The 24,124-nt window shown below is 56.2% G+C and carries 22 protein-coding genes; 11 read left to right on the top strand and 11 right to left on the bottom strand.

Features of this window, described 5'->3' with window-relative positions; translation table 11 throughout:
• Window positions 1-130 precede the first annotated feature (130 nt).
• From AB4O41_RS05300 to AB4O41_RS05275, 6 genes are all read right to left on the bottom strand, one after another.
• Window positions 131-880 (bottom strand): AraC family transcriptional regulator, encoded by a 750-nt coding sequence (locus AB4O41_RS05300; RefSeq protein WP_460146577.1) that lies wholly within the window; start codon window positions 878-880, stop codon window positions 131-133.
• Window positions 881-951: 71 nt separating this feature from the next.
• Window positions 952-2,205, bottom strand: a complete 1,254-nt coding sequence (locus AB4O41_RS05295; RefSeq protein ID WP_460146576.1) for an FAD-dependent oxidoreductase — start codon at window positions 2,203-2,205, stop codon at window positions 952-954.
• On the bottom strand, window positions 2,202-2,438 hold the full coding sequence (locus tag AB4O41_RS05290; protein ID WP_052965270.1) for a (2Fe-2S)-binding protein: 237 nt from the start codon (window positions 2,436-2,438) through the stop codon (window positions 2,202-2,204). Before AB4O41_RS05290 ends, AB4O41_RS05295 begins: the two co-directional genes overlap by 4 nt.
• On the bottom strand, window positions 2,431-3,546 hold the full coding sequence (locus AB4O41_RS05285; protein WP_460146575.1) for an NAD(P)/FAD-dependent oxidoreductase: 1,116 nt from the start codon (window positions 3,544-3,546) through the stop codon (window positions 2,431-2,433). The genes AB4O41_RS05290 and AB4O41_RS05285 overlap by 8 nt, the downstream gene beginning before the upstream one ends.
• Entirely contained in the window at window positions 3,543-4,475 is a 933-nt protein-coding gene (locus AB4O41_RS05280; protein WP_460146574.1) for a 4-hydroxyproline epimerase, read from the bottom strand. Before AB4O41_RS05280 ends, AB4O41_RS05285 begins: the two co-directional genes overlap by 4 nt.
• Window positions 4,476-4,589: 114 nt before the next feature.
• Window positions 4,590-5,261: a GntR family transcriptional regulator gene (locus tag AB4O41_RS05275; protein WP_460146573.1), complete on the bottom strand. Its 672-nt coding sequence runs from the start codon at window positions 5,259-5,261 to the stop codon at window positions 4,590-4,592.
• A gap of 362 nt (window positions 5,262-5,623) precedes the next feature.
• On the opposite strand from AB4O41_RS05275, the gene AB4O41_RS05270 reads away from it, so the two are divergent.
• Window positions 5,624-7,300 (top strand): MFS transporter, encoded by a 1,677-nt coding sequence (locus tag AB4O41_RS05270; protein ID WP_460146572.1) that lies wholly within the window; start codon window positions 5,624-5,626, stop codon window positions 7,298-7,300.
• 110 nt (window positions 7,301-7,410) lie between these two features.
• Here the strand turns inward: AB4O41_RS05270 and AB4O41_RS05265 are convergent, their stop codons facing one another.
• On the bottom strand, window positions 7,411-9,534 hold the full coding sequence (locus tag AB4O41_RS05265) for a TonB-dependent receptor (protein ID WP_460146571.1): 2,124 nt from the start codon (window positions 9,532-9,534) through the stop codon (window positions 7,411-7,413).
• 177 nt (window positions 9,535-9,711) lie between these two features.
• Between AB4O41_RS05265 and AB4O41_RS05260 the strand changes: the two genes are divergently transcribed.
• From AB4O41_RS05260 to AB4O41_RS05240, 5 genes are all read left to right on the top strand, one after another.
• On the top strand, window positions 9,712-10,074 hold the full coding sequence (locus AB4O41_RS05260) for a metalloregulator ArsR/SmtB family transcription factor (RefSeq protein WP_460146570.1): 363 nt from the start codon (window positions 9,712-9,714) through the stop codon (window positions 10,072-10,074).
• 26 nt (window positions 10,075-10,100) lie between these two features.
• Complete coding sequence (locus AB4O41_RS05255) at window positions 10,101-11,105, top strand: ArsJ-associated glyceraldehyde-3-phosphate dehydrogenase (protein ID WP_030131007.1); 1,005 nt, start codon at window positions 10,101-10,103, stop codon at window positions 11,103-11,105.
• Between the two features lie 9 nt (window positions 11,106-11,114).
• On the top strand, window positions 11,115-12,335 hold the full coding sequence (gene arsJ, locus AB4O41_RS05250; protein WP_460146569.1) for an organoarsenical effux MFS transporter ArsJ: 1,221 nt from the start codon (window positions 11,115-11,117) through the stop codon (window positions 12,333-12,335).
• 341 nt (window positions 12,336-12,676) lie between these two features.
• Window positions 12,677-13,276: a serine protease gene (locus AB4O41_RS05245; protein ID WP_460148291.1), complete on the top strand. Its 600-nt coding sequence runs from the start codon at window positions 12,677-12,679 to the stop codon at window positions 13,274-13,276.
• Window positions 13,277-13,476: 200 nt separating this feature from the next.
• Window positions 13,477-14,379 (top strand): universal stress protein, encoded by a 903-nt coding sequence (locus tag AB4O41_RS05240; RefSeq protein WP_460146568.1) that lies wholly within the window; start codon window positions 13,477-13,479, stop codon window positions 14,377-14,379.
• Here AB4O41_RS05240 and AB4O41_RS05235 read toward each other — a convergent pair.
• The gene (locus AB4O41_RS05235; RefSeq protein ID WP_460146567.1) at window positions 14,373-14,789 is read right to left on the bottom strand and encodes a hypothetical protein; all 417 of its coding nucleotides are present in this window, start codon (window positions 14,787-14,789) and stop codon (window positions 14,373-14,375) included. The two genes, AB4O41_RS05240 and AB4O41_RS05235, sit on opposite strands and share 7 nt — an antisense overlap.
• A 322-nt stretch (window positions 14,790-15,111) precedes the next feature.
• Here AB4O41_RS05235 and AB4O41_RS05230 point away from each other — a divergent pair, with 322 nt between their 5' ends.
• Window positions 15,112-15,948 (top strand): undecaprenyl-diphosphate phosphatase, encoded by an 837-nt coding sequence (locus tag AB4O41_RS05230; RefSeq protein ID WP_460146566.1) that lies wholly within the window; start codon window positions 15,112-15,114, stop codon window positions 15,946-15,948.
• A gap of 66 nt (window positions 15,949-16,014) precedes the next feature.
• On the opposite strand, the gene rfaH is transcribed toward AB4O41_RS05230, so the two are convergent.
• From rfaH to galU, 3 genes are all read right to left on the bottom strand, one after another.
• Complete coding sequence (gene rfaH / locus AB4O41_RS05225; RefSeq protein ID WP_460146565.1) at window positions 16,015-16,521, bottom strand: transcription/translation regulatory transformer protein RfaH; 507 nt, start codon at window positions 16,519-16,521, stop codon at window positions 16,015-16,017.
• On the bottom strand, window positions 16,454-16,792 hold the full coding sequence (locus AB4O41_RS05220; RefSeq protein ID WP_460146564.1) for a hypothetical protein: 339 nt from the start codon (window positions 16,790-16,792) through the stop codon (window positions 16,454-16,456). Before AB4O41_RS05220 ends, rfaH begins: the two co-directional genes overlap by 68 nt.
• 233 nt (window positions 16,793-17,025) lie before the next feature.
• The gene (gene galU / locus AB4O41_RS05215) at window positions 17,026-17,859 is read right to left on the bottom strand and encodes a UTP--glucose-1-phosphate uridylyltransferase GalU (RefSeq protein WP_460146563.1); all 834 of its coding nucleotides are present in this window, start codon (window positions 17,857-17,859) and stop codon (window positions 17,026-17,028) included.
• A gap of 602 nt (window positions 17,860-18,461) precedes the next feature.
• Between galU and AB4O41_RS05210 the strand changes: the two genes are divergently transcribed.
• The 4 genes from AB4O41_RS05210 (at window position 18,462) to AB4O41_RS05195 (ending at window position 23,926) form a co-directional block, all read left to right on the top strand.
• Window positions 18,462-18,956 carry a low molecular weight protein-tyrosine-phosphatase gene (locus AB4O41_RS05210; RefSeq protein ID WP_367372061.1) on the top strand — a complete coding sequence of 165 codons (495 nt, stop codon included), beginning with the start codon at window positions 18,462-18,464 and terminating at the stop codon, window positions 18,954-18,956.
• A gap of 45 nt (window positions 18,957-19,001) precedes the next feature.
• Window positions 19,002-21,230, top strand: coding sequence for a polysaccharide biosynthesis tyrosine autokinase (locus AB4O41_RS05205; protein WP_460146562.1), 2,229 nt, complete (start codon window positions 19,002-19,004; stop codon window positions 21,228-21,230).
• Window positions 21,231-21,540: 310 nt separating this feature from the next.
• Complete coding sequence (locus AB4O41_RS05200; RefSeq protein WP_460148290.1) at window positions 21,541-22,863, top strand: UDP-glucose dehydrogenase family protein; 1,323 nt, start codon at window positions 21,541-21,543, stop codon at window positions 22,861-22,863.
• 271 nt (window positions 22,864-23,134) lie between these two features.
• The gene (locus AB4O41_RS05195; protein WP_460146561.1) at window positions 23,135-23,926 is read left to right on the top strand and encodes a hypothetical protein; all 792 of its coding nucleotides are present in this window, start codon (window positions 23,135-23,137) and stop codon (window positions 23,924-23,926) included.
• The last annotated feature ends 198 nt before the right edge of the window (window positions 23,927-24,124 follow it).

The following is a 24,124-nucleotide window of genomic DNA, read 5'->3' as shown; positions in this document are numbered from 1 at the left end:
CCTGTTGATCGTCCCTACGCTCTGCGTGGGAATGCCTCAACGGACGCTCTGCGTTCGGCTTTAGAGGGTGGGACGCGGAGCGTCCCAGGCTGCATTCCCACGCGGAGCGTGGGAACGATCCTTAATGACCCTAGCGCTGATTATCCCGAAACTGGCTCGGTGACAGGCTGGTCAACGCACGAAACTGTCGGCTGAAGGCGCTATGGTCGGTGTAACCGCAGCGCAGGGCAATCTCGGTGATCGGCAGGTCGGTGTGCAGTAACAGCCGCGACCCTTCTTCCAGGCGCGCCTTGTGAATCATCTGCCGTGGGGTGAGTTGGAATACCCGTTTGCAGTGACGCTCCAGTTGCGCCACGGAGTAGCCGGCGATGGCGGTCAGTTCGGCGAGGCTGATGGGGCGGGCGAAGTGGCTGCGGATGTGCGCATCCACGGCCGCGAGTTTCTGGAAGGCGGGGTGGTTGGATTGGGGTGATTGCAGGTCGCGGGAGATCCCGGCCAGGCCCACGATGTGACCCTGTTTATCCTGCAAGGCGAGTTTGTGGGTCAGGCACCAGATCGGCTGATTACCGTAATACAGGTGCAACTCCAGTTGATCGGACAGTTCGCGGCCGCTGGACAGTACCCGTCGATCCTGTTCGGTGTACAGCGGGCCGAAGCGTTCCGGGAAGACCATTTCTGCGGTGAGCCCCAGCAGCTCCTCGCGATGTTTGAAACCGCAACGCCGGGCCAGGGTCTGGTTGACGAAGGCGTAGCGGGCTTCGCGGTCCTTGATGAAAAACACCACGTCCGCCAGGGTATCGAGCAGCGGCGCGATCGGCTGCAGACTGTTCAGCAGCGTTGGCAGGTCGCAGGGTTTGAAGGTGCTGAGCGAGGGATACATGGCGCTGGGGTCTGATGGCGACCCCGGGATCATAGAGGCTCGGCAGCGTGGCTGAAACCCCCGAGGGAGTTTCAGGCTGGAGGGGTGTCGTCCAGGCACATCAAGGTCTCAATTCGCGCCGGGCTGAAGGGCGGGCGGGGCGCCGAAGGTTGCCAGCCAAACAGGTGCTGCACCGCACCGCCACACACTCGGCCCTGACAGGCACCCATGCCGCAGCGACTGGCCAGCTTGGCTTCGCGCCAGTCAGTGTGCCCGGCCAATGCGGCGTAAGGCACGTCTTCGCAGCGGCAAACCAGGGTGTCGGATCGGGCCAGGGACTTGAGTTGCGGGTCGAGGGCGAAGGCCTGATTCAGTGCCTTGGCAAAACCCTGCCAGCGTGTCCGGCGTGGCCACAATTGGCGGGCCGCTTCAAGGTTACCGACCGCCGCGTGGCCAGCAATTGCACCTTCGACCAACGCCAGTTCACTGCCACCAAACCCGGTGCATTCGCCTGCCGCATAATGATCGGCGCGACTGGCCTGCCAGGCATCCACCGCCAACGCCTGACTTTCGATGGCGTAACCCAGTGCCTGGCCCAATTGAATGTTCGGGATCAAGCCGAAACCACAGGCCAGCCGATCACATTCCAGTTCGACGATTTTGCCTTGCTGTTGCAGGCGCACGCCTTCCAGTCGGTCAGTGCCAAGGGCGGCCAGCACATGAGTCGCGGTGCGGTAATGGCGGTCGAGCAAGCTGAACGATTGCAACCATTTGGCAGGCCAGCGCGGCAGTTGCGCGGCGAAACCGGCGACGGCAATGCGCGAGGCTTGCTCGGCGATGCATTGTACCTGCGAGCCATGTTTTTTCGCGGTGGCGGCACTCGCCAGCAATAGCGGGCCGCTGCCGGCGATCACCACGCGCTCACCTTGCACCGGCACACCGGCCTTGATCAGCGCCTGCAAGCCACCGGCCCCAGTCACGCCAGGCAACGTCCAGCCGGGGAAGGGCAGCAGCAGCTCCCGGGCGCCGGTGCACAGAATCAGTTTGTCGTAACTGATCAACCAGCCGTCGTCATCATCTTCGACCAGCAATTGTTTCGGCCCGGGACTGGCGATCACCCGGGTGCCGGCGTGATGGCGGATGTTGCCGCAAGCCTGCAAGCGCTCACGCAGGCGACGAGCCTGATCGGGCACGTTGGCTTGCGGGCCGTCACGCCAGATTTGTCCGCCCGGTAGCGGGTTGTCATCGAGCATGACGATGCGTGCGCCGCTGGGGGCGGCGGCAAGGGCGGCGGCCATGCCAGCGGGGCCGGCACCGATGATCAGCAGATCGGCGTATTCGTTCATGGGCGTGTCTCCACCTGCATGCCGTCTCGGCACAAAGTCTGACAGGCGAGGCGTCGCCGGCCGTCGATGGTCACCCGGCATTCCTGGCAGATGCCCATGCCGCACAGTGGTGCCCGGCGTTGACCACTGACCGACGTGCGCGTGCAGCCGTCGCTGCCCAATGCCAGGGCAGCGGCGACGCTGGTGCCTTCGGCCACCTTCAAGGCGCGGCCGTCCAGCAGCAATTCAGGCATAGACAGGTTCTCCGAGAAAACGCTGGGGCAGATAGGGTTGTGCGGCCAGAGGCGGGGTTTCGTTGAACAGCTGCGCCACCAGCAAGTCGGCGGTGCCGGGGGCCGTGGTGACGCCCAACCCTTCGTGGCCGACGGCCAGCCACAAGCCTTGTTGCTGCGGGTGTTGGCCCACCAGCGGCAGGCCATCGGGGCTGGCGGCGCGAAAGCCGGTCCAGGCGCGGATGCCGTTGAGTCGGGCCAGCCCTGGCATGTACTCGGCGGCGCGCTTGAGCATTTTCGCCAGCATCCAGCCTTCGACCTGCGGGTCAGTGGTGCCGAATTGGCGTGAGGCACCGATGAACAATTGCCCGGTGGGGCGCGGCTGGATATTGCAGGCGGTCGACGGCCCCGTGGCGTTGTGGGCGCTGGTGACGTAACCCAATTCCACCAAGGTGTGGGTGACGGTGCGGGGGAAGCGGTCGGTAATCAGCAGGTGACCTTTTTTCGGCTCGATGGGCAACTCCGGGCACAGTTCGTTGGCCTGAATGCCGTTGGCCAACACCACCGCTTCGGCACTCAACCAGTGACCGTCATCGAGGCATACGCGGTTGCCATCGACCGCGCTGACCCGCGCCCGACGTTGACGAATGTTCGGCGCGTCGAGCATCCAGCTGGCCGTTGCCGGCGCATAAAGAATGCCGTCGCCATTGATCAACAAACCGCCTTCCAGACCTTCGCGCAGTTCCGGTTCACGCTGGCGCAATGCACTGGCACTAATCAATTCGCACGCCACGCCCTGGGCTTTCAGGTTCAGGTATTTGCCATGGGCGACCGCCATCTCCTCGGCATTGGCCGCCAGCCACAGCGTGCCGTTGTTGCGGTAAGCGCAGCCGTCGGGCAGGTCCGGCGCCAGTTCGCGCCAGCGTTGCAGGGAATGTTGACTCAGGGCCAGTTCGGCCGGGTTGTCGTCGAGCACCAGCAAGTGGCCCATGCCCGCCGCCGTCGCACCGTGCAGGCCGGCGTCCAGCACCAGCACCTGCAAGCCACGACGGGCCAGTGCCTGGGCACAGGCGGCGCCGATGATGCCGGCACCGATCACGATCACATCGGCCACAAGGCCCTCGTTCATGGACGAATGCCCCAGGCGAACGGGTCATCCTGTTCAATGATCAAACTGGCTTCGGCGCTGATAAAGGCCCGGCCGCGAATGGTCGGCACAACGCGCTCGCCCTGCCATTCGTAAGAACCTTCGAACTCGCTGCCGATGACACTGGCCTGGCGCCAGATCTGTCCCGGTTGCAGTTTGTCGTCCGCGGCCAGGCACGCCAGTTTGGCACTGGTGCCAGTGCCGCACGGTGAGCGGTCATAAGCCTTGCCAGGGCAGAGGACAAAGTTGCGGCTGTCGGCGTGATCGTCATCGCTGAACAGCTCGATATGGTCGATCAGCCTGCCGTCTTCGCCACGAATACCTTGGACCTCCAGCGCTTGCTGCACGGCGTAGGTATAAGCGGTCAGCGCGTCGAGGTTGTCGCCGGCTACCCGCAGGCCATGCTCGGCGATCAGGAAAAACCAGTTGCCGCCCCAGGCGATATCGCCGACCACCTGGCCGACATCTGGCACCTGTAACACCAGCGCTTTGCGGTAACGGTAGGCCGGTACATTGCGCACGCTCACCGAATGATCTTCGTGCAGGGTCGCCTGCACCGTACCCACCGGCGTCTCGATGCTGTGCACGCCGGGGCTGATCTTGCCCAGATGCGCCAACGACGCCACCAGGCCGATGGTGCCGTGGCCGCACATGCCCAGATAACCGGTGTTGTTGAAGAAAATCACCCCGGCACAGGCGCTCGGGTCCACCGGCTCGCAGAGCAGGGCACCCACCAGCACGTCGCTGCCGCGGGGTTCCAGCACACAAGCGGCGCGCCATTGATCGTGATGTTCGGCGAGCAGCTTGCGGCGTTCAGCCATGCTGCCGGTGCCCAAGTCAGGAAAGCCGGCGGTCACCAGGCGGGTCGGTTCGCCGCCGGTGTGGGAGTCGATCACGGTGATGCGTTTCATGGGAGGGCCACGTCCGTTCAGATGAGTGAACGAAAGAGTGGCCTGTGCAGCGGGGTGTCGGCTTGATGGATTTATCCTGTGCCGATGACGAAATCAGCACAGCATCCTGAAGGCTCAGTGAGCGTGAGGCAGGTGCTCGAACAGGGTCTTGCAGACCCCGGCAATGTGTTCGTCCAGCAGCTTCACCGCCAAATCCACATCCCCGGCACGACAGGCCGCGAGGATCTCACGGTGCTCGTGATCAGCCCGTTCCTTGCCGGCCGACAGGCTCATCTGCATGCGCAGGTAGCGCTCCAGCTTGTCATTGACCGAACGAATCAGGTTGACCAGAAACGGCCGTTGCGCCGGTTCGTAAAGGCACGCGTGCAGTTCCCAATTGAGCTCGGCCCAGCGGCCCACGTCGTCCTCGCCAATGAACTCCTGACAGATACGCTCGGCACGGGCGAAGGTTTCTTCGGTCATGTTGGGAATGGCCAGGCGCAGTATTTTGTCTTCCAACAACATCCGCACTTCGAACATCTGCGCCAGCTCTGCATCGGAAACCCGCGTGACCATCGCCCCGCGATTGCGCTGGAACATCACCAACCCCTCAGCCTCCAGCCGCTTGAGGGCCTCGCGCACCGGAATCTTGCTGACATTGAACTGGCGGGCAATGTCGTCCTGGCGAATCGGCTCATCTTCGGCGAAATGCCCGGCGACGATCGCATCCCGCAGATGACGAGTGATGATCTCCGAGGTCGAAGGTGTATTGCCAAGGTCGGGAGCGTTGAGTTTGGGTAGGTTCACGGCAGCGGTCGTTTGGAGTGAGATGGCGATAGGGTATACGAAATTCTTTCGCTGCGAAGTTCCAGACGATGGCCGCCCCGAAGAATAGGCATCAGCGGGCGCCACCCAGACGCTTCGTGTGGGATTTCACGGGCCTGAACAGGCATTCGACAGCGCGTCGGCCCGGGTCTGAGCGGGATGCCCGAGTGGATATCTGCGTGAAGCCGATTATGCTTCAAGAAACCTTGCAGAGATGCGAGGCCGTCAGCCTGTTTGCATGCTTTGCGCAATCCGTAATCCGATGACATAGCCCTAGGGCCTGGGTGCGGTAAAAAGAGAGTGAGGTACTCCGGCCTACAACAAGAGCAAGACGGAGAAGACTCATGGCCGCAATCGACAACACCTCCACGGGCAGCGCGCCCCACCACGGGATCACCAAGGAGGAGCGCAAGGTCATTTTCGCCTCGTCCCTGGGCACCGTGTTCGAGTGGTACGACTTCTACCTTTACGGCTCCCTCGCCGCAATCATCGCCAAGCACTTCTTCGCCGGCGTCAATGAGACAACGTCCTTCATCTTCGCACTGCTCGCGTTCGCCGCCGGCTTCGCTGTACGTCCCTTCGGCGCCATTGTGTTCGGCCGACTGGGCGACATGATCGGGCGCAAGCACACGTTCCTCATCACCATTGTCATCATGGGTATCTCCACCGCCGTAGTGGGCTTTCTGCCCGGCTATGCGACCATCGGCGTGGCGGCACCGGTCATCCTGATCAGCCTGCGCCTGTTGCAAGGCCTGGCCCTGGGCGGTGAGTACGGCGGTGCGGCGACCTACGTGGCCGAACATGCGCCCAAAGGCAAGCGTGGCTACTTCACCTCGTGGATCCAGACCACCGCAACCCTCGGCCTGTTCCTGTCGCTGCTGGTGATCCTCGCCTGCCGTACCATCCTCGGCACCGAAGCCTTCGAGGCCTGGGGCTGGCGGATTCCGTTCCTGCTGTCGATCCTGCTGCTGATCGTCTCGGTGTACATCCGCTTGCAACTCAGCGAGTCACCGGTGTTCTTGAAGATGAAGGAAGAAGGCAAGTCCTCCAAGGCGCCGCTGACCGAATCCTTCGCCCGCTGGGAAAACCTCAAGATAGTGATCATGGCGTTGCTCGGCGGCACTGCCGGCCAGGCGGTGGTCTGGTACACCGGGCAGTTCTATGCGCTGTTTTTCCTGCTGCAGACGTTGAAGATCGATCCGCAGACCGCCAACCTGTTGATTGCCGGTTCGCTGCTGATAGGCACACCATTCTTCGTCATATTCGGCAGCCTGTCCGATCGCATCGGCCGCAAGGGCATCATCATGGCTGGCTGCATTCTTGCGGCGCTGACCTACTTCCCGATCTTCCATGCCTTGACCCAATACGGTAACCCCGACGTGTTCATTGCGCAGGAGAAGAACCCGGTCACGGTGATCGCCGATCAGAGTAAGTGCTCGTTCCAGTTCGACCCGGTGGGCAAGGCCAAATTCACCAGCTCCTGCGACCTTGCCAAGACCGTGTTGGCGAAGAAGGCCATACCCTACAAGAACGAGAAGGCTGAACCAGGTGCAATCGCGCAGGTCCGCATCGGCGACAAGGTGATCCCGAGCTTCGAGGGCACCGGCATGCCGGCCGCCGACTTCAAGGCCCGCAACGATGCCTTCGTCGCTACCCTAAGCACCGGCCTCAAGGACGCCGGTTACCCCGAGAAGGCCGACCCGGCCAAGACCAACTATCCGATGGTGTTGTTGCTCCTGACCATCCTGGTGATCTACGTCACCATGGTTTACGGCCCGATCGCCGCCTGGCTGGTGGAACTCTTCCCGGCGCGCATTCGCTACACCTCGATGTCGCTGCCGTATCACATCGGCAATGGCTGGTTCGGCGGCTTTCTGCCCACGGTGGCGTTCGCCATGGTCGCGGCCACGGGGGATATCTACTACGGTCTGTGGTACCCCATTGTCATCGCCGTGATGACGGCCATTCTTGGCACGTTCTTCCTGCCGGAAACCAAGGATCGGGAAATTCATCACACATAGGGTTGGTACTTGCCCTTTCGCGCAAGGGGAAGGGCAATGTGCGGTATCGCGAGCACGTCGGATCGCCGCTCCCATAGGGAGTTGCGCTTAACTCACCTTCAGGTTTTCACTCAAAACCGATAGTTGGTGCTCAGCTCCAGAGTCCGTGGTGCTCCGGGGGTGATCAGGTCCACCGAGCCATGGGCCGAGGCGTAATAGTCCTTGTCGAAGACGTTGCGCAAGCGCAGCGCCATGTCCCATTTCGGCAAGTTATAGAGCAACGCCGCGTCCACGGTGGTGTAAGCGGGCATGACCACTTGGTTATCCAGGGCGGTGTAACGATCGTCGACATAGTTCGCCCCCATGCCTACGCGCCAAGTGTTGGTCAGCGAGCGCACCAGCCACAGGTTGGCACTGTGACGTGGGGTCAACGTTGGTGTCTGGCCTTCGTTGGCGACGCCATTGGTTCGGCTGTTGGACTTGGTGATCTCGGCGTCCAGATAGGCATAGCCGGCATACACCTGCCACTTGTCACTCAACTGCCCGCTGGCGGTCAGCTCAAGACCGTCGGTGCGCTGCTCGCCCGACAGGACCAGTTTGGTCGGGTTCGCCGGATCGGTCGTTTTCATGTTGGTGCGTTCCAGACGGAACAGCGCCGCCGTCAACGCCAGGCGATTGTCGAGCAGGTCCCACTTGCCGCCGATCTCGAAGTTGGTGGTTTGCTCCGGCTCAAGATCCTGGTTGGTAGTGCTCAGGGCGAAGACTTCGGAGGAGGGTTGATAAGAACGACTCACCGAAATGTAGTAGGACTGAACCTGATCAGGCTGGTAGACCAGGCCTGCGCGCGGGCTCCAGGTGTTGTCGGTTCGGGACATGGAGGCACCCGTCAGGTCATCCGAATACTCTTGGTCGAACACGTCGTAGCGCACACCCAGCAAAGCTTTCCAGTGCGGGGTCAGTTCAATCAGATCCTGGACGTAGAAACCGGCCGTGTCCTGGGTAGTGGTGCCCTTGGCAGTTTGACGGTCGGCCTGAAACGGCACGTCGACCAAGCCATCGCGGTACACCGGGACCCGCGCTACGTTGTTCTGGCTGAAGACCGATTGGTCCTTGACCTGACGCCCCAGCTCCACGCCATAGAGTAGGTTGTGGTTCATCCCCGCGAGCGTGGCCTGTTGCTTCAGTTCGGTCTGGTTGAACCAGCCGTCTTCCTTGCGCTGCACATTGCCGCGATTGAGTTTGACCAGCAATTCGCCGTTGGGCGCGGTGACGAAACGTGTCGGGCTGGAGTCGGCAAGTGTGTTGTTGCGGTCCAGATCGTAATGGTAGTAACGGCTGGTGTTGCTCAGGGTGAAGTCGTCGTTAATGCGGTAGTCGACGCCGGCCGTGAACGAAAACACTTCGCTGCGGGTGTAGTCGTCATCCGGGTCGGCGGAACCGAAGCGCTTGTCCCGATCGACATCGACCGGGCGATCGCCCCGCGCGGGAATGCCGAAGTCGATCAAGCGTTTGTCGTAGAGGTACGTCGCCCCCAGGTTCAGCTCAAGATCGTCGGAGAGCTTGAAGTAGGCCGAAGGCGCAATGGCCTTGCGATCGATATAGCCGTCATCGCGGAAGGTGTCGCTGTTCTCCAGCGCGCCGGTCACCCGGAATGCCTTGTCGTTTTGCTGCTGATCGGCCCAGCCCGCGTCGAACTGCGTGCGCTTTTTACCCTCGCTGTCGAAGCTGACACCCACTTCCTGTTTTGGGGTGAAGTTGGGTTTCTTGCTGATGCTGTTGATCAGGCCACCGGATGAACCACGGCCATAGAGCACCGCTGCCGGCCCCTTGATCACTTCCACGCGCTCGACGTTGGACAGATCGCGGAAGTACAGCGCGTCATCCCGAACACCGTCGACGTACATGTCGCCGATGGCACTGAAGCCGCGAATGGTGACTTGGTCGCGCTGGCCATCGCCATTGGAAAGGCCGATGCCGGGGACGTTCTTCAATACGTCTTCCATCGACTGCGCGCCCTGATCCTTGATCACACTCTGGGGGATCACGTTCACCGTTTGCGGGATATCCCGCAGCGGGGCGTCGATCTTCAGCGCGCTGCGGCTGTCGCTCGGCTTGTAGCTCTGCTCGCTGTAATCACTGGTCACAGCGGTTGCAGGCAGGGCCAATGTCGATTGGGTTTCTGCCTGCAAATCAGGTACTGCAAAAAGCCCCAGCAGTGAGAGAGAGGCGGGGTAAATGCGTGGTAAAGCCACCATGAGCTCCTTTTTAACTATTGCGCTAATGATAACGATTACCTTTTGTAAGTAAATAAATATCATTCACATACAGAGTCGACACATTTGCCGTTGCCCGTACATGCGGGAAAACGTATATTCGGAAAATCGCATATACCTGCACCATAGATTCGTGAATACCCAACGTTGAGAAACCCAATGGCTAACCAACTGACGCCGACCACCGTTTTCAAATGCCTGGCTGACGACAACCGGGTCCGCATGATGCTGCTCATCGCCCGGGAGGGAGAGCTGTGCGTCTGCGAGCTGACCTGTGCGTTGAATGAGAGCCAGCCCAAAGTCTCCAGGCACCTGGCGCAGTTGCGCACAGGCGGATTGCTCTCGGACCGTCGGCAGGGTCAATGGGTTTACTACCGACTTCACCCGAATCTTCCGGACTGGGTGCATCAGATACTGACCATGGTGCTCGAATCCAACGGGCACTGGTTGGACCCGGATGCCAAGCGCCTTGAAGAAATGGGTGACCGTCCCGAACGGGCAGCGGCCTGCTGCCCGGCTTGATGAACAATAAAGACAGAGCACAAAAAATGACTATCAAAGTGGGCATCAATGGTTTTGGCCGCATCGGTCGCCTCGCTCTGCGCGCAGCCTGGAGCTGGCCAGAATTTGAGTTCGTGCAGATCAACGATCCGGCAGGCGACGCGGCAACGCATGCGCATCTGCTGAACTTCGACTCGGTGCATGGCCGTTGGAATGACCAGGCTGACTCCGAAGGCGACAGCATCGTCATCGACGGCAAACGCATCAAAGTTACCGCCAACAAGGCGATTGCCGACACTGATTGGTCGGGCTGCGATCTGGTGATTGAAGCCAGCGGCAAAATGAAGACCGTTGCGGTGCTTCAGGCTTACCTCGATCAAGGCGTGAAACGCGTGGTGGTCAGCGCTCCGGTGAAGGAGAAGGGCGCGCTGAACATCGTCATGGGCGTCAACCATCAGTTGTTCAACCCGGCGGAACATCGCATCGTCACCGCCGCGTCATGCACCACCAATTGCCTCGCTCCAGTGGTCAAAGTGATTCATGAAAAGCTGGGCATTCGCCACGGTTCGATCACCACCATCCACGACCTGACCAACACGCAAAGCATCCTCGACCAACCCCACAAGGATCTGCGCCGTGCCCGTGCGTCGGGCATGAGTTTGATCCCGACCAGCACCGGCTCGGCCACCGCCATTGCCGAAATTTTCCCGGAACTGCGCGGGCGTCTGAATGGCCACGCCGTGCGCGTACCGTTGGCCAACGCTTCGCTGACCGATTGTGTCTTTGAAGTCGAGCGCGTCACCACGGTTGAAGAAGTGAATCAGTTCCTCAAGGACGCCTCCGAGAACGAACTGAAAGACATCCTCGGTTTCGAGGAGCGTCCGCTGGTGTCCATCGACTACCGCACCGACCCGCGCTCATCGATCATCGATGCGCTGTCGACGATGGTCATCAACGGCACCCAGGTCAAACTCTATGCCTGGTACGACAATGAATGGGGTTACGCGAACCGCACCGTCGAACTGGCCAGAATGGTCGGCCTGGCGGTTTAAGGAGCGGTGATGAAAGCGTTGTCAGCCCTCGCTCCGTCAGTGCGGCAGTACCTGCTCGTGACGGGCAATTACTGGGTCTTCACCCTCACCGATGGCGCTTTGCGCATGTTGGTGGTGCTGCACTTTCACGCGTTGGGCTACAGCCCGCTGCAAATCGCGGCGTTGTTCCTGTTCTACGAACTGTTTGGCGTGATCACCAACCTGGTGGGCGGTTATCTCGGCGCCCGACTGGGCCTGAACCGGACCATGAACATCGGGCTGGGGATGCAGGTTGTGGCGCTGTTGATGCTGACGGTGCCAGTGGCCTGGCTGACGATCTCTTGGGTGATGGGCGCGCAGGCGTTGTCGGGGATTGCCAAAGACCTGAACAAGATGAGCGCCAAAAGCTCGATCAAGCTGTTAGTGCCCGATGGGCAGCAGGGCACGCTGTATCAATGGATTGCCATCCTCACCGGCTCGAAGAATGCACTCAAGGGCGTCGGTTTCTTTCTCGGCGGGGCATTGCTCGCCTTGATCGGTTTCAAGGGAGCACTGCTGATCATGGCAGGCGTCCTGGCGCTGATCTGGGTCAGCAGCTTGATTCTGTTGAAAAAGGATCTGGGCAAGGCCAAAGCCAAGCCCAGGTTTCGCGACATCCTGTCCAAGAGCCGGGCGATCAACATTCTGTCAGCGGCCCGAATGTTTCTGTTCGGTGCTCGCGATGTCTGGTTTGTCGTGGCGTTGCCGGTGTACCTGAGCAGCGTCTTTGGCTGGGATTTCTGGAAAGTCGGCGGGTTTCTGGCGGCCTGGGTGATCGGCTACGGCATCGTGCAATCGTTCGCGCCGCGCATTACTGGTAAGAAACGAGGGCATGTTCCTGATGGCCGAGCTGCGTTTCTATGGGCGCTTGCTCTGGCAGGCCTGCCCGCGGCAATCGCTCTGGGGCTGAACACCGGATTATCGCAACAGGGGGTGCTGTTAGGCGGATTGATGGTCTTTGGTGCGCTGTTCGCGGTGAACTCCTCGCTGCACAGCTACCTGATCGTGTCCTATGCCAAGGAAGACGGCGTGTCGCTGGACGTGGGTTTCTACTACATGTCCAACGCCATGGGTCGGCTGCTTGGCACCGTGCTCTCCGGCTGGGTTTATCAGACTTTCGGGCTGGAGGCGTGTCTATGGATATCCAGCCTGTTTGTTATTTTCGCGGCATTGATTTCCGTGGCGTTACCGAGGCATGCCGAAGTGCGTTAAAGGCCCTGAGAGTGGCTGTTTTACGCGCTTTACTTTAACTAGGAAAGTTTGATTTCTTAGTATGTTGCTAATGCGTGTGCCATTTTTCAGGCGTCAAATAGTTGAAGTTTATTGTATGTATCGAAAGGTAATTAGTCTTAGCACAATTTAGTTGTACGCTTTTGTTACAGGTTCAGCCATAAATAAACGCACCCGGCCATTGCGAGGAAATATTACAAGAACCTGACAACTAAAAAGTTACGCCACAATAAAAATCTAATCCTCCTTATAAGTCGGTGATCATCATGATTAAATTCATGACCTACTTTTTAATAGGAGCTGGTATTGCAGGATGCAACGGTATGGTAAAACCCGACTTGTCGGGGCCTGCCAATGATTCATATTTTTCAGTCTTCTCGGGCTTTCCTTTGCCTTATCTGTACATGGCCTCGGCCGTGCAATGGAACGAAGACTATGCCGTCACCACCCGCCACACCCCCCTCATCCGCCACGTGGAATACAGCTGCAGCACTGGCTGCGACCTTGTTTTCATCCAGCACAAGGCCGACGGCCGCTACCCGTCATGGCGCGCACCGCGTGTGGGTGAACACATCACTGCCGTGGGCGCGAGTCCCTACATGACGACCGTCACCGGGCAAGGCAAAGTGTACCCGGCGCCTTTCATCAATAGCGAGGAAGGCAGCGGCGAGCGCTATGCCATCCATGATGCCCCGATGATAAAAGGGATGTCGGGTGGGCCAGTCATCGGCAATGACGGCAGCATTGTCGGTATCAATGTCGGTTTTTTCTCCACCACACTCCACGATGTCAGTTTTCACCCCGGATTAAAGGGGGCTGAGCGAGTCAGCATCTTTATCCCTTACTCGATCATTCAGCGTGAATGGGAACTGATGCAGGTGAAGCTTAACGATCCGCACGGTGCGAAGTACGCGAAGAAGTAACTTCGCATCGTCAATCAATTAGCCACCGGGGTGTGGATCTTCGTATTGGGCACGATGAGCTACATCTTGGCTGGTTAGTTGAATCCAGGCGTATATTGATTGTGTCGATCCAGATCATTGAGGCGATAGCAGATCGCTGACGGTGTGACAGACGAGAGGCTGGGGGCTAGCAGATATCCCAGAACGTTTGGAGGTGTGACATGAGCCAATATCAACGACTCTTTCTAATAGCCGGTCCCACCATGCGTCACACGCCGGCGCTGCAGCGGGCCGTCGCCATTGCCGAAGCGACTGGCGCAGCGCTGCATATCGCGGTGCTTATCGAAGACTTCAACATCTTGGGTTTGATCCACGCCAGTGAACGGTTTCGTGAAGCATGTCAGCAAGAGAACGAAAAATGGCTCAAGGATGAGGCCGATTTAATTCGCGGGCGCGGAATCAACTTGAGTACCGAGGTGCTTTTCACGCGCGATGCTCTGCAAGAGATCCTTCAGCACGTGGCAACAACGCAGGCGGATCTGGTTATCAAGGACGTGCAGCATGAGTCGGCGCTCAAACGCGTTTTCATCACGCCTCTGGATTGGCATCTACTGCGCGAGTGTCCGGTGCCTGTCCATCTGGTCAGCGAAGTCAGTTGCCCACTTCCGCGCGTGATCGTGGCGGCAGTCGATCCGTCGCACCCAGAGACTCAGATCATTGGAATCAACGATTTGATCATCCAGGCTGCAAACGAACTGGCAACGCAATGCCATGCAGAAATGCACCTGTTGTATGCCTACGATCTATCGCAGACGCATATCTCCGATGCGGGCGCGGGCGCAGTGACGATGCCTGGCTTCAACAGCGACGTGCGCAAATCTTTGCACAAGTCATTCATCACATTGGCCGATCACTACGGCGTGTCCACCGAACGGCAACACTTCGTTGCAGGGCCGCCAGGTAAAGCACTGGCCGACTTTGCAGCGCATCACAGGGCCGACGTGATTGTCATGGGCAATGCGCATCGCAAAGGGCTGGAGAAGTGGGTAGGCAGTACCACAGAGCATGTTCTGTATCGGGTGCCCTGCAACATTCTCGCCGTCACCGGGCAAGCGGATCAATGAATGGATCCGTTATTAAGTGAACTGGAAAGAGGGCCTCGGCGGCCGGCTCGGGGTTTTTTCAGGGCGCGTGCCGAGATATCCCGGTAGGTATCACTATCGGTCGCCGCGAGCAGCTTTCCACCGTCCTTCAGTGTGGCCATAAAGGTCACCTCGGTGCTTTTTCCGGCGAGTAGATAACCGGCAATGGCCCCAACGGGACCGAGCAACATGGCACCCGCGAGCCCCAAGCCTATGGCGGACTTTATATTCTTGTTGGAATCAGTGTTCTGAATGCTCAGATCTTTAAATTCAGAGACCGGGAAGCTGGTTCCAACCCGGGGTTTGAGGGACGTTTTGAGGGTGATGGTTCCAAGGTGATATTCCCCGTCGCCCTGCGGGAAGTCACCGGAGAGTACTGTGATCTTTGCCATATGGAGTTTTCTCTTGGGCGATCATTTTGGGTAGGACATTGCGCGCGCGCCAAATCAAAACGTCAACGATCCGACGATGAGTGGCATCGCTAGATTTGCGGCTCATAAATATAAGTCCTGTAAAACAATTTCATTCTCAGGCGTAGGCCATTTTAAGGAGACCGGACCCGGCGCTCCGACATGGACGTTTTATAACGTTTGGCTAAAGCAGGCAGAGAGTGCGCTTTAATTCTCCGCTGGTCCGACAGGTTTAATCGTGACCAGGATCAAATGCTCGGCATCATCAACAGACCTTTCAGCCGAGAGGTTTAACGGGGGATTAATGGACTTCTGGACCACCACACAGGTATCGATTCTAGGGTTGGTTGAAGGGCTCACAGAGTTCTTGCCCATCTCCAGTACGGGACACCAGATTATTGCCGCAGACTTGCTCGACTTCGGCGGTGAGCGAGCCATGGCGTTCAATATCATCATACAGTTGGGCGCTATTCTGGCGGTCGTCTGGGAGTTTCGTCACAAGATTCTGGAGATCACCAGCGGCTTGCCGACCCAGCGTAATGCGCAACGTTTCACACTGAATTTATTGATCGGATTCTTGCCGGCGGTTGTCCTGGGTGTGATGTTCGCCGACAAAATCCATGAGTATCTGTTCAACCCGATCACCGTGGCCGTGGCGCTGGTGATAGGTGGAATCATCATGTTGTGGGCGGAGCAACGTGAGCATGTGGTGGTTATCGATCACGTGGACGAAATGCGCTGGACCGATGCCTTGAAAGTCGGTTGCGCACAGTGCCTGGCGATGATCCCCGGCACTTCGCGCTCGGGTTCGACGATTATCGGCGGGTTACTGTTTGGCCTGTCACGCAAGACGGCCACCGAGTTTTCATTCTTCCTGGCGATGCCGACGATGGTGGGGGCCGCGGTGTACTCGGGCTACAAATACCGTGACCTGTTCCAGTCCGCAGACTTGCCGGTGTTTGCCTTTGGGTTTGTTGCCGCATTTCTCTTTGCGATGATCGCCGTGCGCGGTTTGCTCAAGTTCATCGCCAACCACAGTTATGCGGTGTTCGCCTGGTACCGGATCGCGTTCGGTTTACTGATCCTGGCGACGTGGTTTTTGGGTTGGGTCGACTGGAATCATCTTTCGGAAGGGGCATAGGTTTTCCTCTATTCATAAAAAAACGCCGCGTTTTGAGCGGCGTTTTTATATGGGTTTGAAGGCGCACTAAATCTTGTTAACCCCAGCCAGTGGCAGGCTGATGTGCTGTTCACGCTGCAGGAAATTCATCATCAGCAGTACCCGTTCCTCGCCGTCCATGGCCAGGAACACCGCCTCGAGATCGGAGAACGGGCCTTCAGTGATGCGCACCGTGTCTCCATGTCTCAACAACGTTGTCACGATCGCCTGGCTGTCTCGTTCCTGGAGCTCGTCGATCAGAGCATCGCGGATCGGCAGTGGCTGGCCGCCGAACCCGACAACGCGCGAAACGCCGCGGGTCGAGCGCAGCGGCCCCCAACTGTCCTGAAGGCTCAGTTGAATAAACAGATAGCCTGGAAACAGAGACTCGCTGATCACTCGACGCTGCCCGCGCAAAACGCGCTCACGCCGGTAGGTCGAGCGAAAACAGGCATAGCCCTGGCGCTGTAAATGTTCTTCGGCGCGCTCATCCTGTTTGGGTTTGCACTGAAGCAGATACCAGGCTTTGTCGGCGTATTCTGCAATCGCGTTCATTCAAACTCCCCCCTGCATCGATTTGCCCCAGTAGTTCGGCGGTTTTGTGCTGCATGAGCGAGCTGTCTCCGCGACTTTCCACGGTCAGGCAAATCACGCAACCATCGTCCAGAAGACGCAAGCTGAGACGCCAGTCGGCAAAGACCAGACTCAGCCCATCGCTCTCATCGATGTCGAGGGCGTCGGCGACGTATCGCTGCCTGATGCTCGCCAGTAACGTCGGACCATCCTTGACGTGACGGTGGATTTCCCCGGAAGAGGGGGAACGCACCGATGCGCTCCACCAGTAGCACCGGCGGTTTCTGCACACGGGAAAAGATCAGTTCCGACGCATAGGCGCGCACGATGCGGTACGCGAGATTGTTCTTAAGGTCAGCGCCATACGGGCGGCGACTGTCACCAGCCTTGAAACCGCTCAATGTCTTCATAGAGGCTTCGTCCATAGGGAAATAAAGACCGAAAAATCGATTCGATAACGCACGCGCTTGTCTGGGGTCAACGCTGTCACAAGGTGTTCTGATGCAGGTGCTCGAAACAGAAGTTGGTGGCTTCGATGTAACCTTCGGCGCCGCCGCAATCGAAGCGTCGTCCCTTGAACTGATAAGCCAGCACGCAGCCGTTCTGGGCCTGCTTCATCAATGCGTCGGTGATCTGGATTTCACCGCCCTTGCCAGGCTCGGTGTCAGCGATCAGGTCAAAGATATCGGGGGTCAGAATGTACCGACCGATAATGGCCAGGTTGGACGGGGCGTCTTCCGGGCTAGGCTTTTCGACCATGCTGTTGACCCGGTAAATACCCTCGCGAATCAGCTCGCCGGCAATCACGCCGTACTTCTGAGTTTGCTCACGGGGCACTTCCTGAATCGCCACAATCGAACAACGGAACTGCTCATAGAGCTTGAGCATTTGCGCCAGTACGCCATCGCCTTCCAGATTCAGACACAGGTCGTCGGCCAACACCACGGCGAATGGCTCATCACCGATCAACGAACGACCGCTGAGAATGGCGTGCCCCAGGCCCTTCATCTCCACCTGACGGGTGTAGGAGAAAGTGCAGTTATCGATCAGCTCACGAGTGCCTTCCAGGAATCGCTCCTTATCGGTGCCACGAATCTGGTGTTCCAGCTCGAAGCTGACATCGAAATGATCCTCCAGCGCTCGCTTACCCCGGCCAGTGACGATAGCCATATGTTTCAGGCCGGCGTCGCGTGCTTCCTCAACGGCGTACTGGATCAGCGGCTTGTTGACGATCGGCAGCATCTCCTTCGGCATGGCCTTGGTGGCGGGCAAAAAGCGGGTCCCATAGCCGGCAGCGGGGAATAGGCATTTACGAATCATGGAAACGTCCTTGAAAGTAGACAGATGAATGGCTAATGGCAGTAGGAAAGGTTCGACAAGGCTGTCGGAACCGGCACGCTGGAGAGTGCGGGCTCTAAATGGCTCGATCACTCGTGAAAAATCTTGGCAACGCTGCAGGGGAAGCGAAAGGCCTGTACGCCATGTTTCGCGCGAGGCGAGGGCAGAGAGAACGATCGGGCGGTCGATTGGCTGGCGAGTAGGCCTGGTGGTTCCATGGCATACCCCTGACACAACCCGCTTTAAATAAAGTTATTGCCCAAGGCATCTCTTACCCAACTTCTAACCGAATGGCTGACGCCCTGGCAATGCATTAACGGAACAGCTATATATTAGCTACTCACTATTTTGGTGTAATTTAGATTGAACGGCCGCGGGAAAACGGTAATTGTTATAAATCGTCTGGATAAATTCTTGAACTGTTATTTTCATCGCTCAAAGAGTGAAATGTTATTTTTTGTCTGAAAATAAAGTTGGGGGCTGTTCAAACGTCATGGTAATAAATACGTACTGATTTTTTTAAAGTTGCAGCTGCATTTGCCGGGTTGATCAATACCCGGCCTCATTCGTAGTTTAAAGCTCTTATGTTCGGCAAGTGCTATGTCACCGCCAATGTTGACAAGACGGGGAATGTTATCTTGCTTAAAAGGGTTTTGATTGTCTGCGTCGGCAATATTTGCCGCAGTCCCACCGCGGAGCATCTGCTGCGCGGGGCACTCGTTCATTCCGATATCGAGGTCAGCTCGGCGGGCCTTGCCGCCCTCGCGGGCAAACCCATCGAGTCGACGGCACACGCCGTACTCACGGAGCACGGTCATCTGCCCCATGAGCACGAAGCCGTTCAACTCACCTCTCAAGCCGTCAGCGAGGCGGACTTGATACTGGTGATGGAGCGACGGCATGTCAGCGGAGTACTCAACATTGCCCCCGAAGCGCGAGGCAAAGTGCTGCTACTGGGCAAATGGCAAGACGATCGCGAAATCAGCGACCCCTACCGTCAAGGCAAACCTGCTTTTGTGCACGCTTATGCGTTGATCGAAGAAGCCGTACTCGCATGGGCACAGCGCCTGGCGCGCTGATGGCCACTCCTTTTTGAATCGTAATACAGGCAAAGAATCCGACTTATGCAGCAAGCACCGGTAGTCAACGTTCGGGACGACGACAATGACGAGATTGATCTTCTCGGCTTGTTTGGGACACTTATCGACCATAAATGGCTGATTGCCGCGGTTACCGGTGCCTTTATGGTGGCCGGGGCCGCATACGCAGTGCTGGCGACCCCGGTATTCCAGGCGAATGCGTTGTTGCAGGTTGAAGCGAAGAAGAATGATTTGCTGGGCTTCTCGGATATCGGCAGCATGCTGGGCAAGGAGTCTCCTTCGGCTACCGAGATCGAATTGATCCAGTCCCGCTCCGTAATTGGCAAAACCGTCGACAACTTGAAACTTGATATTGTCATACAACCGAAGTACTTCCCGGTGGTCGGTGAGTTCCTGGCGCGTCGATTCCAGAATAAAAATCCCGGTGAAATAGCCGACCCCTTGTTGGGGTTAAACAGTTACGCCTGGGGAGGGGAATCGCTGAAGATATTCAAACTGGATCTTCCCGACTCGCAACTGGGCAAGAAGCTAACCCTGACCGTGGGTGAAAATGGTCATTACAACTTGGTAGACGAAGACGACAACGTATTGGCAGCCAGCCAAGCGGGACAACTTTTCGAACAAAATGGCGTTGCGTTTCAGATAGAAGAAATGCACGCCAATCCTGGAACCCGCTTCAGAATCATCCGCAACTCTCGCCTGACCAGCATCCTCGACTATCAAGAAGCGTTGGATGTAGTCGAGCGCGGAAAAGAGTCGGGCATGATCGGTCTCGCGCTGGAAAGTACAGATCCGGACCAAGCCATTAAAATACTCAATGAAATTGCCGCTATTTATGTGCGGCAAAACGTAGAACGCACTTCCGCTGAGGCAGCGCAGAGCCTGGCGTTTCTCAAAGAGCAACTTCCGGTGGTCAAGAAGGACCTGGAAAAAGCCGGAAATGCCTTGAATGAATACCAGACGCGCAGCAAGTCGGTGGACATCACGCTAGAAACCAAAGCCATTCTCGATCAGATTGTCGGGCTTGATACCAGCATCTCCGAGTTGAAGTTGCAGCAAGCCGAAATGGACCGCAAGTTCACCCGCCAACATCCCGCCTATCGCGCATTGTTGAGCCAGATCGGTGAGTTGAGTAGCAAGCAGAAAAATTTGGCGTCCAAGGTGGAGAGCCTTCCCTCCACTCAGCAAGAACTGCTGAGCCTTACCCGGGACGTAGAGGTCGGTACCGCCATTTATACCCAGCTGCTGAACAAGTCTCAGGAGCTGGATGTGATGCGCGCGGGCACCGTCGGTAACGTGCGTCTGATCGACACCGCGGACGTCAATTTCCTCAAACCGGTCAAGCCGAAAAAAGCGTTGATTGTATTGATCGCCACCATTCTTGGCGCCTTCCTGGCGGTAGCTCTGGTGCTGGTACGCAAGGCGTTGAACCGGGGGCTGGAAAGCCCGGAAGCCATCGAGCAACTTGGCTTGCCGGTCTACGCATCGATTCCTTACAGCACTCTGCAGAAGACTGAAGAAGACAAAGTCTCCCGCGGACGAGGACGTTCCGGTGCAGGTTCTACTTTGCTGGCTGTCAGTCATCCCACCGATCTGGCAATTGAGGCATTGCGCAGTTTGCGGACCAGTCTGCACTTCGCCATGCATGAGGCTGACAACAATCGCCTGATGATTTCCGGGCCGAGCCCTCAGGTAGGTAAAACGTTCGTGTCGGTCAACCTCGCGGTGGTGATAGCACAAACCGGGTTGCGGGTATTGTTGATCGACGTCGACATGCGCAAAGGCTATCTGCACAAAGTGTTAGGTGTTGGTTCAGATAATGGGCTCTCCGATATTCTGGCCCGGCGCTGCGATGTGGCCACTGCCATCCATAAGACCGAAATCGACAACTTCGATTTTGTCAGTCGAGGCCAGATCCCGCCAAATCCTTCCGAGTTACTGATGCACGCTAATTTCAGCGCGCTATTGGAACAGGCGAGTAAGCAATACGATCTGGTGATTCTCGATACGCCACCACTACTAGCGGTGACAGACGCAGCGATCGTCGGGCGCTTGTCCGGAACCAACCTGATTGTGACGCGCTATGGCCTGAACCCGGCGAAAGAAATCGAGTTGACGGTCCGCCGGTTTTCCCAGAATGGCGTTGCCATTAAAGGTGCGATTTTTAACGGCGTGGAGAAAAAGGCCTCCAATAAATATGGCTACAGTGATTATGGTTATTACCACTATGACTATGCCTCCGACAAAAGTTGATGGGTATTAAACAGGTTGCGTCATAAGTTCGGATTTTTGACGGTATTGCTGTTGTTCTTGAGTTTTTATCGTTTATTGCTGCGCCGGGTCATTAGCCAATAGGCACGATCAAACCGATATTTCACGGAAACACTACGTCCTGAGGAAGATGACGAAAAATCCTGGGGCGGTAGCGTGCCTAATGCTGCCCCCTTCCTCATCGGACATTCTTACTGCCGAACTTGAAGGCTACCAAGGAGCCTGGGATCCCTTAGGTTTCCAAGTGGGCGGTGTGAGCCAAAAACCAACATTTGTATCACAGGTAATCATCATGAAAGTCACTATATTCGGAATTGGCTATGTAGGTCTTGTTCAAGGAGCGGTGCTAGCCGAGATTGGCCACGATGTAATATGTGTGGACGTAGATGAGCAGAAAGTAAAAAACCTGGAGCAGGGAATTATTCCAATCTATGAGCCAGGATTGGAGGTTTTAGTTAAAGAAAACTACACTGCCGGAAGATTGAAATTCACTACTGACTCTGCATCTGCAGTGAAACATGGAGAGGTTCAATTCATTGCCGTGGGCACACCTCCTGATGAGGACGGATCTGCGGACCTGAAATATGTACTGGCCGTTGCCGAAACGATAGCAAGTAACATCGAAAGCAATTGTATTATCATTAACAAATCTACCGTTCCTGTTGGGACGGCCGATAAAGTGAGGGAGCGAGTTGCGAGCGTACTGTCTCAACGCGGTCGCGCTGATCTTTCATTTGACGTTGCATCGAATCCAGAATTTTTAAAAGAAGGTTCTGCAGTGTCTGACTGCATGCGTCCGGACCGGATAATTGTCGGGACGGAGCAGGCCAGTACAGAAAAAGTCATACGTGACCTCTATGCTCCATTCAACCGGAATCACGAAAAAATAATTGTCATGGACGTTCGCAGCGCTGAGCTGACGAAATATGCAGCCAACTGCATGCTTGCAACAAAAATCAGTTTCATGAATGAGATTTCTAACTTGTCAGAAATGCTCGGAGCTGATATCGAAATGGTACGAAAAGGTATAGGTTCAGATCCAAGAATTGGCTACCACTTCATCTATGCAGGATCCGGCTATGGTGGATCTTGTTTTCCTAAGGATGTACAAGCCCTCATTAAAACTTCCGAGCAGCTGGACTTTGACGCAGTAATTCTGAAATCCGTAGAAGCAAGAAATAATGAGCAGAAGAGTGTAATTTTCAGAAAAATATTTAATCACTACGATGGAAATATTGCAGGAAAAACATTCGCTCTTTGGGGCTTAAGTTTTAAACCGAATACGGATGACATGCGTGAAGCACCCAGTCGCGTACTGATGGAGGCTCTATGGAAAAACGGCGCCAAGGTGAGAGCGTATGATCCAGAGGCGATGGAAGAAACTCAGCGAATTTACAACAATCGTGAAGACTTGAGTCTGTGTGGAACCAAAGAAGAGACTTTAAAAGAAAGCGATGCCTTAATCATCATTACTGAATGGCAGGCCTTCAAAGCGCCCGACCTGGATCAGATTAAAAACCAACTTCGCGAGCCTATAATCTTTGACGGAAGAAACCTTTTCGATCCTCAAAAGCTTAAAGACAAAGGTATTAAGTATTACTCCATAGGTCGTTAGTAGTTTTACAAGTGAAGCGGGGGGCTTTAGCCCTAAACAGTTCGGCAGCTGGCAGCCCTTCACCTAGGCTGCCAGAAAATGAAATAATCATAGTATTCGCTTTCGGTATTACTAGCGCCACAGCATTTATATCACTGTTCCAGCATTCATCCGGGTCCATATACTACTGTATGACCTGGATCTTGCTGGTCATCTCAGCCAACTTGGTCAGACACAACAGCGATCAAGCTATTGAAGTCAACTACTTAAACAATTGGCTACCAAGACCACGATGAACATACTGAAATCGAAATCACTTCACTTACTATGCGTTCGAATTACCGGCGCCATAGCAGTACTGCTTGCAAATATTGTTATTTTGAAAATAGAAAGCAGTGGTTTGGCAGGCCTGTTTCTGGTTGCTTATACTATATTTCAGATCTCCGCAGTCATAGCGCGCTTCGGATCGGACATCCACTTGGTAAGAAATTACTACAAACAGTCCAGTGAGGAAGTGCAGGACTGCTTCAATCAATCTGTAATGGTTAGCTTTTTGATCGGTTCAATACTGATCCCAATTACATACTTTCTTGGAGATTTTTACGTCCAACACTGGAGTAGCATATCAAGCGCTAGCAATGATCACTCGTCAATACTTCTAATATTTTTACTGATTCCTCTGTTTTCTGCCGCTAATACGGTTTTTTTTATATATCAAGCCAGGCATAAGACGATCATTCAAATCCTAGGCATCAATGTCATTCAGCCTTGGGTTTTTTTGGCTTTTTATCTCGCGATTAAACTCGCCACCCATTTTGATGTTCTATCTTTAGCTCCCGACACAACGATTGTAGCCTCCTTCTACGCCTCCATTTTAATTTACATGATTGTCTCTGCTGTGCTTGCAAGAAAAGCAAGCATGACGTGGGCTCCGATATCTGCTCTATCTAAAAAGCCATTCAATAAAATTCCTAGCCACACAACTGAAGTTTGCATCCGCAACAATAGGAACCCAGTTAGTTGGTTGGCTGCCCTTTCTGTTAGCCTCCTTGCTTTTAGGCGCTTCATTTGCTTCGGTCTTTAACATACTCCAAAGACTGGCAATGCTTTCAACCTTTATATCGGTATCAATAAATTCTATATCCGCGCCTCAGTTTTCAGAGCTTTCCAGTCGATCTAACTATCAAGCCATAAAAAAAATATTCTGGTCCAATACGAAAAAATTAACTTCCTTCTCCTGCATTTATCTAGTTTTTCTGTTGGTCTTAGTAAAGTTTAGTGG

The organism is Pseudomonas sp. S2_A02, from assembly GCF_054668495.1.
This window is presented reverse-complemented; position numbering and strand designations above follow the sequence as displayed.